This window comes from Pseudoalteromonas sp. SCQQ13, from assembly GCF_015864415.1.
Taxonomy (GTDB): Bacteria; Pseudomonadota; Gammaproteobacteria; order Enterobacterales; family Alteromonadaceae; genus Pseudoalteromonas; species Pseudoalteromonas nigrifaciens.
In genome coordinates, this window is the sequence record NZ_JADYXG010000003.1 from 188,908 (window position 1) to 201,629 (window position 12,722).

At 39.4% G+C, this 12,722-nt stretch carries 14 protein-coding genes and 1 tRNA gene; 6 read left to right on the forward strand and 9 right to left on the reverse strand.

Features of this window, described 5'->3' with window-relative positions:
- Nucleotides 1–434 precede the first annotated feature (434 nt).
- Entirely contained in the window at nt 435–1,265 is an 831-nt protein-coding gene (locus I6F41_RS04225; RefSeq protein ID WP_011327461.1) for a CheR family methyltransferase, read from the reverse strand.
- Between the two features lie 20 nt (nt 1,266–1,285).
- Nucleotides 1,286–2,221, reverse strand: a complete 936-nt coding sequence (locus I6F41_RS04230; protein ID WP_011327460.1) for a chemotaxis protein CheV — start codon at nt 2,219–2,221, stop codon at nt 1,286–1,288.
- Nucleotides 2,222–2,359: 138 nt separating this feature from the next.
- Here I6F41_RS04230 and flgA point away from each other — a divergent pair, with 138 nt between their 5' ends.
- The 3 genes from flgA (at nt 2,360) to flgN (ending at nt 3,888) form a co-directional block, all read left to right on the forward strand.
- A complete protein-coding gene (gene flgA, locus I6F41_RS04235) occupies nt 2,360–3,067 on the forward strand; it encodes a flagellar basal body P-ring formation chaperone FlgA (RefSeq protein ID WP_011327459.1) in 708 nt (235 codons plus the stop codon).
- A 76-nt stretch (nt 3,068–3,143) separates the two neighbouring features.
- Nucleotides 3,144–3,464, forward strand: coding sequence for a flagellar biosynthesis anti-sigma factor FlgM (gene flgM, locus I6F41_RS04240; protein WP_011327458.1), 321 nt, complete (start codon nt 3,144–3,146; stop codon nt 3,462–3,464).
- Nucleotides 3,457–3,888 carry a flagellar export chaperone FlgN gene (gene flgN / locus I6F41_RS04245; protein WP_011327457.1) on the forward strand — a complete coding sequence of 144 codons (432 nt, stop codon included), beginning with the start codon at nt 3,457–3,459 and terminating at the stop codon, nt 3,886–3,888. The genes flgM and flgN overlap by 8 nt, the downstream gene beginning before the upstream one ends.
- Nucleotides 3,889–4,263: 375 nt before the next feature.
- Here the strand turns inward: flgN and I6F41_RS04250 are convergent, their stop codons facing one another.
- The gene (locus tag I6F41_RS04250; RefSeq protein WP_011327456.1) at nt 4,264–4,722 is read right to left on the reverse strand and encodes an LPP20 family lipoprotein; all 459 of its coding nucleotides are present in this window, start codon (nt 4,720–4,722) and stop codon (nt 4,264–4,266) included.
- 155 nt (nt 4,723–4,877) lie between these two features.
- Between I6F41_RS04250 and I6F41_RS04255 the strand changes: the two genes are divergently transcribed.
- Nucleotides 4,878–6,071 (forward strand): flagellar assembly protein FlgT, encoded by a 1,194-nt coding sequence (locus tag I6F41_RS04255; RefSeq protein WP_011327455.1) that lies wholly within the window; start codon nt 4,878–4,880, stop codon nt 6,069–6,071.
- Here I6F41_RS04255 and I6F41_RS04260 read toward each other — a convergent pair.
- A complete protein-coding gene (locus I6F41_RS04260) occupies nt 6,068–6,970 on the reverse strand; it encodes a LysR substrate-binding domain-containing protein (RefSeq protein ID WP_041454354.1) in 903 nt (300 codons plus the stop codon). The genes I6F41_RS04255 and I6F41_RS04260 overlap by 4 nt on opposite strands.
- A 113-nt stretch (nt 6,971–7,083) precedes the next feature.
- On the opposite strand from I6F41_RS04260, the gene I6F41_RS04265 reads away from it, so the two are divergent.
- Complete coding sequence (locus I6F41_RS04265) at nt 7,084–7,812, forward strand: glutathione peroxidase (RefSeq protein WP_179807089.1); 729 nt, start codon at nt 7,084–7,086, stop codon at nt 7,810–7,812.
- Nucleotides 7,813–7,882: 70 nt separating this feature from the next.
- The gene (locus I6F41_RS04270; RefSeq protein WP_197107741.1) at nt 7,883–9,331 is read left to right on the forward strand and encodes a dihydrolipoyl dehydrogenase; all 1,449 of its coding nucleotides are present in this window, start codon (nt 7,883–7,885) and stop codon (nt 9,329–9,331) included.
- Between the two features lie 427 nt (nt 9,332–9,758).
- Here I6F41_RS04270 and I6F41_RS04275 read toward each other — a convergent pair.
- The 5 genes from I6F41_RS04275 to I6F41_RS04295 all read right to left on the reverse strand — a co-directional run bounded on the left by I6F41_RS04275 (nt 9,759) and on the right by I6F41_RS04295 (nt 12,567).
- Nucleotides 9,759–9,833: transfer RNA gene (locus I6F41_RS04275), tRNA-Arg, on the reverse strand.
- A 58-nt stretch (nt 9,834–9,891) separates the two neighbouring features.
- Nucleotides 9,892–10,551, reverse strand: coding sequence for a FlgO family outer membrane protein (locus tag I6F41_RS04280; RefSeq protein ID WP_193038488.1), 660 nt, complete (start codon nt 10,549–10,551; stop codon nt 9,892–9,894).
- An 11-nt stretch (nt 10,552–10,562) separates the two neighbouring features.
- Nucleotides 10,563–11,255: a FlgO family outer membrane protein gene (locus tag I6F41_RS04285; protein ID WP_197107742.1), complete on the reverse strand. Its 693-nt coding sequence runs from the start codon at nt 11,253–11,255 to the stop codon at nt 10,563–10,565.
- Between the two features lie 13 nt (nt 11,256–11,268).
- Nucleotides 11,269–11,862 carry an LPS assembly lipoprotein LptE gene (gene lptE / locus I6F41_RS04290; RefSeq protein WP_197107743.1) on the reverse strand — a complete coding sequence of 198 codons (594 nt, stop codon included), beginning with the start codon at nt 11,860–11,862 and terminating at the stop codon, nt 11,269–11,271.
- 51 nt (nt 11,863–11,913) lie between these two features.
- Nucleotides 11,914–12,567, reverse strand: a complete 654-nt coding sequence (locus I6F41_RS04295) for an SPOR domain-containing protein (RefSeq protein WP_011327448.1) — start codon at nt 12,565–12,567, stop codon at nt 11,914–11,916.
- Nucleotides 12,568–12,722 lie beyond the last annotated feature (155 nt).

The following is a 12,722-nucleotide window of genomic DNA, read 5'->3' on the forward strand; positions in this document are numbered from 1 at the left end:
GCACATTTGCACAATGGATGCGAATGGGACTAAATGAGCAGTGATTTAAACAGATAATTTATCTATTTTTTCTTCTCTAAAGCGCTGCGCCCTCTTAGCCTCTTTGTGAATAAAGCATTTAAATATTATTTTGCACAAAGAGAAAACAATGAGGGGAAATGAGGAGTAACTTAAACATATAATCTAGTGGTTTTACCTCTCTAAAGTGCAGCACTTCATATCCTTTTTGTGGATATGTATGTTCGCTTAAACATATTGGCACAATGCGCTTAAAATAAGGGGAGGTGCGAAGCTATAACTTATACGCAGTGCTTGGTAATACACAAAGCTTGGCTAATTACTTGCTTATCGCTAAAACGAAAAACGACGCTAAATGCGTCGTTTAAAATAATGCTTAAAATGTGCAAACTGCTCGCACTTCACCACACTTGCAGTTATTTCTTTTGATAAATGATACCAGGGTTACATCTAACCATATCAAAATCATTACTTAAACCGCTCATTGATTCCGACGCACCTAAAAGTAAATAACCTTTAGGATTAAGTGCTTGAGAAAATTTAGCAATAATTTTTGCTTTTACTTCTGGTGCAAAGTAAATCAACACATTGCGGCAAAATATAATATCAAACTTGCCTAAAAGCGCGTATGAGTCGAGTAAATTAAGGTGTCTAAAGTTAACCTGCTTTTTTATTGGATCGATAACCTGAGCCATACCATTGCCGCTGTCTTTAAAAAACTTTTTGCGGCGTTCGGCCGAGAGCCCTCTTGCTAGTGCTAACGCGTCATACTCGGCGTGTTTACACATATCCAGCATAGTATTTGATATATCGGTAGCCACTATTTGCGCTCCCATGCGTAAAACCCCAGGAGAACTTGTCTGAAACTCAGCAACCGACATAGCAATTGAATATGGTTCTTGACCAGAAGAGCTTGCCGCAGACCATATTTTTAATGGTCTGTTAAGCCCTTTAAACTCTGGAAACAGTTTAGTTTTTAATAACTCAAACGGATATTGATCTCTAAACCATAGGGTTTCATTGGTGGTCATTGCATCAACCACTGCAGCGCGTAATTGGCGCTCATGCAAACCCAAGGTTTTATTTACTAGCTGTGACAAAGACTCAACATTAAATCGCTTCATTAACGGCGCTAAACGGCTTTTAACCAAGTATTGTTTGTTTTCGCCTAATACAATACCGCACTGTTGTTCTAAAAATAAGCGAAATTGATCGTATTCACTTTGCTGTAAATCTTTACTATTCAAATCAATAACACCTATATTTATTAATCACAATGAACCCATTTTCTTACTGCTGTTGCGAGTTCGTCGGGATTAAATTTTGCAATAAAGTCATCTGCACCTACTTTTTCAACCATGGCCTGATTAAACACGCCACTTAACGAGGTATGTAAAATAACATGTAATGGTGCCAATTTAGGATCGGCTTTTATTTCGGCGGTTAATGTATAGCCATCCATTTCAGGCATTTCTACATCCGAAATAAGTAACCCTACACGTTCTGTAATATCGTTTACGCAGTCATGTTCGGCTATTTCTTTTAATCGCTTAAGTGCTTCTTTACCATTTTTGGCAAGCTCAGTTTGAACGCCAAGTGGCTCTAATGCTCGCTTAACTTGGTTTCGTGCTACTGCTGAGTCATCGGCAATAAAAACAATTCGCTCGCCTAAATCTTTTTTAATGTCACCTTGTGTAGCCGCAACATCGGCACTTACTTCGGTATTAACTGGGCAAATTTCGTTTAATATTTTTTCTACATCTAAAATTTCAACTAATTCGTTTTCTATTTCAGTTACAGCAGTTAAGTAAGAATACCGGCCTGCACCTGGCGGTGGCGGCATTATTTTTTCCCAGTTCATATTTACAATACGCTCTACACCGCCAACTAAAAAGCCTTGAACGGTACGATTATATTCAGCAATAATTATAAAACTGTCTTTAATATTTTCAATTGGACGCCCACCCACAGCCATAGAAAGGTCGATAACCGAAATAGTTTGGCCGCGAATATGGGCAACACCACGAATGTAAGCATTTGATTTTGGCATATTGGTAAGAGGAGGACATTGCAGTACTTCTCTCACTTTAAACACATTAATCCCAAAACGCTGACGCCCTCTGAGTTTAAATAGTAGTAGCTCTAAGCGGTTTTGCCCCACCAACTGGGTTCGTTGGTTTACTGAGTCTAAAATACCTGCCATTCAAATCTCCTAAAAAACAAACTATACGGAACGATAATTGCTTTGAATCTATAAAGTCACATAATACAACGGGAGCGTCTACTTTTTGACGCTAAATATTTATACCCTGTTTTAACCTATAAGCATAGCCGAAACATTATGAGTTTGTTAAAAAAAATCAGAAGATACAGTGTTTTTTATGTTCTTACTAGCCTCTGTTTAACTTTGCCTTTAGAGGCAAAAGTATTTAGCAAAGACATATTACAACAAATGGCTATAACTCATGTTGCTGCGCAAATTAACAACCTTGATGAAAATAAAATACAGCTTAGTGCGTTACCGCTCGACCCCCGCACTCCCGATCGCAGTTGCGAATCAGAGCCTGAGTTATTACTCCCCAGCGATCCGCCTTTTAATCGCCAAGTAACATTACAAATAAAATGTAACGACACTAACAACTGGGCCCAGTATGTACACGTAAGAGTAACCGAAACGGCTCCTGTTGTAGTTGCTAATGTAAATTTAGCTCGCGGCGAAGTAATAACTGCGGCGCATTTAAGTATTGAAATGCGCTCAACTCACTTTATCAGAGTACAATATTTAGATAACCCAGCATTATTAATAGGCAGCCGAAGTAAACGAAATATACGCAGCGGAATGCCACTTTTATTGAGCCAAATATGCATGGTGTGCAAAGGCGATGCTGTAAATATTAATGCTAATATTAAGGGCTTAAAAGTTAAAACAACCGGTATTGCACTTGAAGATGGTAGCCTTGGCGAGCAAGTTAAAGTGAAAAACAAAAAAACCGGTAAAGTTTTAAATGCACGCGTAGATGGTGTAGAGTCTGTACAAGTTAATATATAATTTAAATTTATACTAAAGTATCTTATGTATATGCCGATAACTTGGCATTAGTTGGGTAATATACAGGTTTATTATTATGGTCGGTCAAGTTAATAAAGGTAATCAACAAGCAAATGTGTTAACTAACACTAAGCAGCAAAAAGTTGATATACAAAGAGATAATGCAAATACGCAAGCTGCACAGTCTTCGGCGCCTAAAGCTGCCAGCGACTCTGTAAGCTTAACCCCGCAAGCTAAACAGCTAAAAACCCTGCAAGATAAAGCGCAGCAGTCTCCTGGTTTTGATACCGATAAAGTGGCAGAGCTTAAAAAAGCAATCACTGAGGGTAAATACCAAATAGACAGCGAAAAACTTGCAAAAAACCTAGCTGAATTTGAGTTTAACGTTTATGGCTGATCACAATAGTTTAATTACCATTAAACTAAATGAGCAACACAATTGCTTAGAATCACTTAATATTTTATTAAATGACGAGCTAACATCTATTGCCTCGCGCCGTGGTGAAGGTTTAAAAGAAATTGCCCAACAAAAAATGTCTTTTTTAACCACGCTAAGCAACCTCGATAAAGAGCTCAACAAGTTGATTGCCAATAACGATGAGCAAACAACCGAGATCACCGATTTAATTAAACTAATACGCAGCAAGCTTGAGCAATGCCAAAAGCAAAATGAAGTAAATGCCCACGCAGCGCATCAAGCACAATTAAGCGTTAAACAATTAAAAGATATTTTAATTGGTGCCCCCTCTTCTATGACCTACGACCAAGCCGGTAGTGTAATAAACACCGATAATAATTTGGTACGTAATTTAAAAGCTTAATTTAAAAGCTTAATTTAAAAGCTTAATTTAAAAACTTAATTAAAAATAACGTCCTACATAATAAAAAAGCCTTAACTGTTGATCAGCTAAGGCTTTTTTGTTTTTAGAGTTACTAACGTTTTTAGGGGGACTAGGGTCTTTGCAGCAGTGTGTTTGGTATTAAGGCAAGGCAGAGCCTATGTGGTGTGGTTATTCCCCATAAATAGGCGATAACGCAGCATTAATGCCAAACATGCGCTGCCCGAAGGGTTCTGCCTAGGAGCGATTGACTCTTTGTTGCTCGGTTTTTACTTAGCCCACTAGGTTACAAATCTCGCGCCGCGATTAAATCGCCCCTAGCTTGAACAAATTTTAATCCGCAAAGGTCAACAGACCCTAGTAATAAGTTACTTTTTTAACTTCTCGGGGTTTAATTTCGCCTATGTACAGGTCGTGCACGCGCTTCATATTTAGTTCAAGCTCAGTTATATAGGTGTCGTCTACCGCGTAGGCTTTTATAACTTGTGCGCCTTTAATAATGCCCTGCACTTTGCTTTGTAGGTAATCGTCTTGTGCTATTGAACCTGCAACTGTAGTACCTGCGGTAATTTGTTGCCCATACACTTGCTCTGCAAGCTCTCGATACGCTTCTAGCTTAGAAGCTTTAATAGCCATTAACTGCTTTTGCGACTTATTAACACCCGATTGCAGGCTAATAGGTGCATAACCCACGGCTTTTAATACCGGGTAGTTGTTTGGCTCTACATATTTGTATTCAACGTGCTTATCAAACATATTGCTACAACCGCTTAAGGTTATGCATCCTAACGTGATAAGTAATGGCATTACTCGCATAGTACCTAGCCCTAAAAAACAAATTAAATAATTATACGATACTTATGCAGGTTTAATGCCATTGACACTTAAGTGGTATTTACTCACAAATAATATTGGTACGCTCCTTGCTGTATAACTTATGCTAATAGCTAAAATTTAACTGGAGTAAATGTATGAATTCGTTTTTATCATCGGTATTTGCAGGATTAAGCGCAACTGCTTTATTAACGTTTTCGCCTTTTACTGCAGCGCAGTGGTATGAATCGACCGGCCATGCACAAGTTAAAAGTAGCGATGTAGGCGCAGCTAAATCTGCAGCAATTAAAGATGCCATTACACAAGCGTTAGTGTTCTCTGGTGCGCGGGTAAGCTCGGTACAAACCTTAGTAGACGGCGTGCTAATGCAAGATCAGCTTAAAATAAGCAGCCATGGCGAAATTCAAAAAATAGAACTTGTGAGCGAAGAGCGTCATAATAATCAGCTAGCTATTACACTACGCTTAGATATTTTTGCGCAAACAGAGCAATGCCCACAAAGTAGTTTTAAAAAGTTTGTGGCCGTTACCCAAAGCCAGCTTAATCATCGTGAACAAGCCCGCATGGGTCAAATATTTGACATAGATAAAGCGGTTAGCAAAAATATTTATACCGCATTGCAAAAGTCAAAAATGAGCGCTGTACCAATCGCTTATTACAATAACGCTATAAAGGTCGATAAGTATTTTTCACAGCAACACGACTACTCTAATGCGCAACTAGAAGATATTTCCTCGCGTAGTAACGCGCAGTACGTTTTATTAAGCCAAATAACCAACCTATCAACTAGCGATAAGCTCAATAGCGACTATGCCTTTTGGCAAGACGAAAGCTATCAACGTAGTTACCAAATAGAGTTTACCCTTTTTGATGGCACTACTTATGAACAGCTTTGGCAAAATAGCTATAAAAACCAAGCTATTTGGCCATTTGAAAAAACCGCTATTGTTGATGTTAACAGTAGTATGTTTTGGCAATCACCCTATGGGCAAAGCATAAACGATATAAACCAAACGCTAAGTTACGATTTACAATCAGCTATGGCCTGCTTGCCTACTCAAGGAAAAATTATGCACCTTGATCAGGGCAACATAGTGATTAACTTAGGTAAAGCACATGGCCTTAAAAAAGGTCAACTACTTAGCATAGCACACCACAATTACCTAACAGACGCTTTAGGCAATACTATGCCGCATAAAGTAATTACCCTTAATAGCATTCGTGTTGAGCAGTTATATCAACAAAGTGCCATTGCGGTAAGCATTAATAATGCACCACTTCCGGGCGTGCAAATTAACGATATAGTCGAAATAGTTAGCCAAAACCTTTAATTCAACGATTTAGTTAATTTAGCCTTTAAATTAGGGTGAGCCGACAACCATTCACCCAATTGCTCAACCCCCGATAAATGCGGGTAATGCTTTCTACATGCAAATACTATATTGCGCTGCTGATTAGGATAAATAGCTAAATAATTAACCCCTACGCGCTCAGTACAAGCCAATTTAGGCACAAATGTAACCCCGTCATCCATAGCCACCAGCGCCAGTAATGTTTCTAAACTATTACCCTGATACTGGCTCGACACATTAACTCCTGCCGAAAAACAAAACTGTTGGGCTTGATCTTTAAAGCAATGGCCATCACTTAACATTAATAGGCTGCATCCTTGTAATTCGCGCAGCGCTACTTTTTTTTGCTGAGCTAATGAATTATCGTGTGATACAGCCACTAAAAAATCTTCTTTGTATAAATTAACGCTATGGTACTTTTTGAGCTCGGGTACATCAGCCAAAATTGCAAAGTCGAGCTCACCGTTATCTAGCGCTTCTAAAATTGTAGCGGTTTGCATTTCAATAAACGAAAAGCGACTATTAATAAACGCCTCTTTCATTGAAGTGAGTAATACCGGCAGTAAATAAGGCGCAATGGTTGGAATAATACCAATAGTTAACTTACCCTGTAGCGGCTCGTTTGACGTAGCAGCAAGCTCTTTAAGTATTTGTGTTTGTTCTAAAATAACATTAATTTGTGTTAATAAACGCTCGCCTTTAGCGGTTAATGTTACCTGCTTAGTAGAGCGATCAAATAAAGTAACACCTAGCTCCTGTTCAAGTTTTTTTACTTGGCCACTTAAGGTAGGCTGGCTTACAAAGCACGCATCGGCCGCTTTACGAAAGTGCTTAAAGTGCGCTATGGCTTTTACATACTCTAAATCTTTTAAGTTCATATTCATTACCAGGCTGATAGCTTATACCTATCACTTTAATACAAACAAACGATTGGAACTATATTTAAATCACCGCCATAATGGCTATCAACAAATCAAGAGGAACAAAAATTATGTTAAACAATATTGAAGGCAAAAAAATCCCAAGCGTTACATTTGCAACTCGTCAAAACGATGAATGGAAATCAGTAACAACAGACGACATTTTTAAAGGTAAAACGGTTGTTGTATTTTCACTACCGGGTGCATTTACACCAACGTGTTCGTCTACTCATTTACCACGTTACAACGAACTGGCTGGCGTACTTAAGCAAAACGGCGTTGACGAAATTGTATGTTTATCGGTAAACGACACCTTTGTAATGAACGCATGGGCTGAGCATCAAGAAGCGCAAAACATTACTTTACTACCAGACGGTAACGGCGAATTTACTGACGGCATGGGCATGTTGGTAGACAAAAACGACCTAGGTTTTGGTAAGCGCAGCTGGAGATACTCTATGCTTGTAAAAGATGGCGTGATCGACAAAATGTTCATCGAACCAGATTTACCAGGCGACCCGTTTGAAGTATCTGACGCAGATACAATGCTTGATTACATCAACCCTAAGCAAGCTAAACCAGAGCCAGTAACTGTATTTACTAAACCTGGTTGTCCGTTCTGTTCAAAAGCTAAAGCGCTTCTTACAGAAAAAGGCTTTGCATTTGAAGAAATTGTTATGGGCTCAGGCGCATCACTAACAAGCCTTAAAGCAGTATCTGGCCGTGAAACCGTTCCACAAGTATTTATTGGCGGTAAGCACATTGGTGGCTCAGACGATTTAGAAAAATACTTTGCTTAATTAATAATTTTGCTCAATTAGTAAATATAAATAGGGGCACTGGTTGCCCCTATTTTATAAGGAAAAAATAATGAAAGAATTGCAAACCGACGTTGTTGTTATTGGTGCGGGTACTGCGGGTTTAAGTGCTTATCGTAATGCTAAACAATTTACAAATAACGTACTTATGATCGAATCAGGCCCTTACGGCACTACCTGCGCACGAGTTGGTTGCATGCCGAGTAAATTATTAATTGCAGCTGCTGAAGCTGCGCACTCAATCACAATGGCACCTGCATTTGGTGTACATAGCTCTGCACCACGTATTAATGGTAAAGAAGTGATGGCACGCGTTAAAAGCGAACGCGACCGCTTTGCCGGATTTGTAGTAGAAGCTGTAGATGAGCTTCCAAGCGATGACAAAATTCGTGGCTATGCTAAATTTTTAGACGCAAACCGCATACAAATAGATGATCACACCATAATTACTGCTAAACGCTTTGTTATAGCAACCGGCTCACGCCCTTCATACCCTGGCGTATTTAATAATTTTGGCGACAAATTAATTATAAACGACGACGTATTTGACTGGGACGACCTTCCAGAATCGGTAGCCGTATTTGGCCCAGGTGTTATAGGCCTTGAAATTGGCCAAGCACTGCACCGTTTAGGCGTTAAAGTAAAATTATTTGGTGTTGGTGGTGCAATTGGCCCCCTTACCGACCCAGTAGTAAAAGACTACGCAAACACCGTATTTGCCGAAGAATTTTTTGTTGATACCGACTCAAACGTATCCGACATGATGCAAGTAAACAACAAAGCGCAGCTTACTTACACCGACAAACAAGGTGCTAAACACACCGAGCAATTTGACTACGTACTTGCCGCAACGGGGCGCGTCCCAAACACAGATAAACTCGGCTTAGAAAACACCGGTATTGAACTTGATGAGCGCGGCGTACCTGTTGCTAATGCTAAAACAATGCAATGTGGCGATTCAAATATATTTATCGCAGGCGACGCCAGTAATATGCTGCCACTATTACACGAAGCATCCGATCAAGGCCTAATAGCTGGCCAAAATGCTGGACGCTTCCCCGATGTACAACCAGGATTACGCAGAGCAAAAATTGCCGCCGTATTTAGCGACCCGCAAATAGCCATGGTTGGCGAAAGTTATAAAGAGATCACCACTCGCTTAGGCAGCTGCGACTGTTTTGAAATAGGCGAAGTAAGCTTTGAAAACCAAGGCCGCAGCCGCGTCATGCTTAAAAACAAAGGGCACATGCGTGTTTACGCAGAGCAAGGCACAGGGTTATTTTTAGGGGCAGAGTTTATCGGCCCACAAGCCGAGCATTTAGCTCACCTACTAGCATGGGCGGTACAAAACAAAATGACCGTACCACAAATGTTAGAAATGCCTTATTACCACCCAGTGATCGAAGAAGGGCTACGCACAGCGCTGCGCGACTTAAACGCCAAACTTAAATTTGGCCCAGATATTGTAAATTCATGTATGGAATGTGGCCCAGGGGCATAGGCTTAGGGCTTACAAGGTCAAATAAAAATAATCAGCGAGTAAATTTATTTACTCGCTTTTTTATGCTCAACTTAAAGCGAGTGACAGCCAATCGATAATGCAAAACAGCGATATTAATTGATAACATACTTTTTCGTTGGGTTTCGCTTTGATCAACCCAACCTACGTAAAAATTAACCACCCATGTTACGTTTAACACGACTCGCCAGCGCGACAAAACCTGAATAAAGTTTTTTATATCACGGCCTAGCTTTAACTTAGTGCTGTAATATTTATTCGACTGAAGTGATAAATTGAATTAGATGTTTAAAATACAGAAGTATTAATAATCTTTTTTTGAAAATGAATGCCTGAGTTAGCACAGCTACATATGTGCTAGATAAAGTTTGAACTTCAAAGCACCAACCCCATAACTCATTGATTTTACTGGTAGCCCCTGCAAGAATCGAACTTGCAACTGCCCCTTAGGAGGGGGCCGTTATATCCATTTAACTAAGAGGCCTAAACTGAGGCTAAAATTATAACGGCATTGTCTTTTTTGGATCAAGTGCAAACTGTGTTTAATTACTTGATAAGTAGATATCTTCTTTGTTTAAAACGTATATTGGTATAAATTTTCGGCTACTGGCAACGACTTGTTTATTATTTACGTTTATAACTCGGGTATTCACTGTAACGCCATTAGCGCGGTATATTAACGTACCACCGAGTACATGGCTTGCCATATGCTTTTTGCTAAGGTTTTTTATGTCTCGTGAAAAAACAAAGTCGCCACGGCGATTTACGTTTATTGCATCACTCGTTTTAAAATCAACCACCCCATAACCAAACTTTTGTAGTTGATGAATGAGTGTTTCTGATATTTGGTTACCCAGCTGGTTGCTGTTATTTAGGGTGGCATCTAAATCGACTATGCTTGTCACCGCTATATTTATGCTCTCATCAAGCTCACTACCAGACTCTAAGGTGTCGACTAAATCAAGCGCCATTTGCTCTACATAATTAACCAAGGTTTTATGATGTTTTAACGGCATAAATTGTCGCGACGAGTCGTATTCGCTCTGCGTTTGCAGCCCTTGTGCATGCTCATAACGAGCATTCACATCAAAATGAGTGTCTGCATTATTAGTTTTAACCTGCTTATTATTACCCGCAGTAGAGCACCCTGCTAATCCTAGCAGGATAAATAATGCGGTAACGCTATTTAATTTGTAACCCATTATTGCCTCGCTCATTTAGTGGCTTGTTTAAGCATAATGCCATCGGTTCTGTAGCTACTATTAAGTGCATCAACCACTGACTGAGGAATAAAGCCTTGCGCTGTTCCTACTACGGCTTTACTAGCTAAGCCAATAATACGTGCATTTACAAGCACACCACCTTGATGGCTTACTAAAGTACCGGCTAAAACATAGTTAAAGTTTTGATCTTGGTTTAGTTCAAGGTAGTCGCGGCTAAATACAAAGTCGCCGCTTGGGGTTACGCGCATATAATCGGTAGTTTTAAAGTCGATAACAGGTATGCCAAAGCTGTGTAGTTCATGCATGAAACTTTCGGCAATTTGATTTCCTAACAAACTTGCGTCGTTGTAATCATCATCTAAAAACACAAAACTTGAAACGGCCAGTGGAGTTTTTTCGTTCACATATTGTAGGTTTTCTACCATGCTTTGCATTATGCCACGCACATAATGATTAATGTTTTTACGTGATGGCGTGCTCGATTTTGAATAATTAGTATGTTGCCCTAACCCCGACTGATATACCTGATTGTCGGTCATTGGGGCTGCCACTGCACGCTCGCCATTAGCCAATTGTACTGAGTTGTTTTGATTTTTTTGTGTGGTGTCTGAGTTCATGCCTGTTAGCATTTGTGAGCACCCAAAGCCCAATGGCAAACATAATGTAAGTAATAGCTTTTTCATTTTGTGCTCCTAATTAGTATTCGCTGCGATATAAATTATTATCGCGTTGCTGAACTTTTTCACTGCCCCACATTACATTAATCGGGATTTCGGTACTGCCAGCTGATAAAACGTGTTTATTATTAATATTAACCAATCGGGCATTAACAATGTAAGCATGTTGCTGGCGCGTAACTGTGCCGGTAATAATTAAGTCAATATTCTGACGTTCGCGCAGTTTAGTTATATCTCTGCTAAGCGCGCTATCGGCGTTAGATGCTAAATTTATATTATTACTTAAACGGTACTCAACGGTGTTATATCCCAATTGAGTGAATTGTGTTAGCAGGCTTTCTTGAATTTGCTGGCTTAAACCCTCAGCTTGGCCGCTGGGAAGCTTTGAATCTAGCGCGTTTGCGTAATAAAAGCTGCTTACCCCAATGCGAGAGTTACCGCTTAAAGGCCCTTTAAAGTGACTAAGCTGATAAGTTAAGTTATTTACGTAGTCGTTAACCGTATAAGGTGCCATGGTTGCTATACGCGCAGGCGTGCTCACACTTGGCTCAGGCTGTGGTGTTAAGCTACATGCTGTTAAGTTTACTAATAATAACGGTAATAAAAGGCGCATAGTTGCCATCCTCAAAAAACATGACAATAACAAAGCAATTACTATGCCTATTTATAATTTTAATGGTTGTTCTGTGTAATTACTAACAATACAACCCACTTGATGCTGCTTTAGTATATCGCAATCTGCCGTTGCATTTTTTTGAAGTTTATAAGCGCCAATTTTTAAGCGATAAAAAGTAACCCCTTTAACCTTTGCGGTTTCTACGTTGGCAATAAATGGACTTGCTAATAGTTTTGTAGCCTTAGATTTCACTTCATTATAACTTTGGGTTAATCGTATCCAATCGGTAACAGATGCGACCTGCAGGGCAAACAATGGCTGTATTACTTTAGGTTGTACGGTTGCTTTGGCTTGCACATTAACAGCCTCTTCTGGCGCTGTAGTGTCTTGATTTAGGTTGCTCCCCTCTTGCTTTAGATTACTTTGTGTTGTCGACTCTCGTTGCGCTACTTCATTTAATTGGCTAATAAGTAACTTTAAATCGTGTTCAATAACAAGCAAACGTCTAACGCCTGCTTTGGCTTGTTGCCATTGTTGAGATGATGCTCTTAATTGCGCTAATTCTTCTGCCGAAATAGTAACCTCATTACTAACCTTATTTGTGGTAGTAACATTGTTTTGAGCTTCATTAACTTTACTACTGCATCCACAAAGTACAATTAGGCTAATACTTAACAATCTCATTAGCTGTTGTTTTATCATATTATTTGCCTTTTAAATTTTTACTTGGCTATTAAATTAGCATTGAACTTACAAACTGCATTGCTGGGTTTTAACTGCTGTATTAATTTTAGCTCGACTTATAGGTATGTGTTAGCACACAGGTAAATTGAGTTTCAACGTTATAACTAATCAGC

Bases quoted from the DNA above. Each gene is read 5' to 3' on its own strand.
- flgA (WP_011327459.1), top strand. From the start codon at position 2,360: ATGAGTTTGTTAAAAAAAATCAGAAGATACAGTGTTTTTTATGTTCTT.
- flgM (WP_011327458.1), top strand. From the start codon at position 3,144: ATGGTCGGTCAAGTTAATAAAGGTAATCAACAAGCAAATGTGTTAACT.
- I6F41_RS04295 (WP_011327448.1), bottom strand. From the start codon at position 12,567: ATGATAAAACAACAGCTAATGAGATTGTTAAGTATTAGCCTAATTGTA.
- flgN (WP_011327457.1), top strand. From the start codon at position 3,457: ATGGCTGATCACAATAGTTTAATTACCATTAAACTAAATGAGCAACAC.
- I6F41_RS04230 (WP_011327460.1), bottom strand. From the start codon at position 2,221: ATGGCAGGTATTTTAGACTCAGTAAACCAACGAACCCAGTTGGTGGGG.
- I6F41_RS04255 (WP_011327455.1), top strand. From the start codon at position 4,878: ATGAATTCGTTTTTATCATCGGTATTTGCAGGATTAAGCGCAACTGCT.
- I6F41_RS04285 (WP_197107742.1), bottom strand. From the start codon at position 11,255: ATGAAAAAGCTATTACTTACATTATGTTTGCCATTGGGCTTTGGGTGC.
- I6F41_RS04265 (WP_179807089.1), top strand. From the start codon at position 7,084: ATGTTAAACAATATTGAAGGCAAAAAAATCCCAAGCGTTACATTTGCA.
- I6F41_RS04280 (WP_193038488.1), bottom strand. From the start codon at position 10,551: ATGGGTTACAAATTAAATAGCGTTACCGCATTATTTATCCTGCTAGGA.
- lptE (WP_197107743.1), bottom strand. From the start codon at position 11,862: ATGCGCCTTTTATTACCGTTATTATTAGTAAACTTAACAGCATGTAGC.
- I6F41_RS04260 (WP_041454354.1), bottom strand. From the start codon at position 6,970: ATGAACTTAAAAGATTTAGAGTATGTAAAAGCCATAGCGCACTTTAAG.
- I6F41_RS04250 (WP_011327456.1), bottom strand. From the start codon at position 4,722: ATGCGAGTAATGCCATTACTTATCACGTTAGGATGCATAACCTTAAGC.
- I6F41_RS04270 (WP_197107741.1), top strand. From the start codon at position 7,883: ATGAAAGAATTGCAAACCGACGTTGTTGTTATTGGTGCGGGTACTGCG.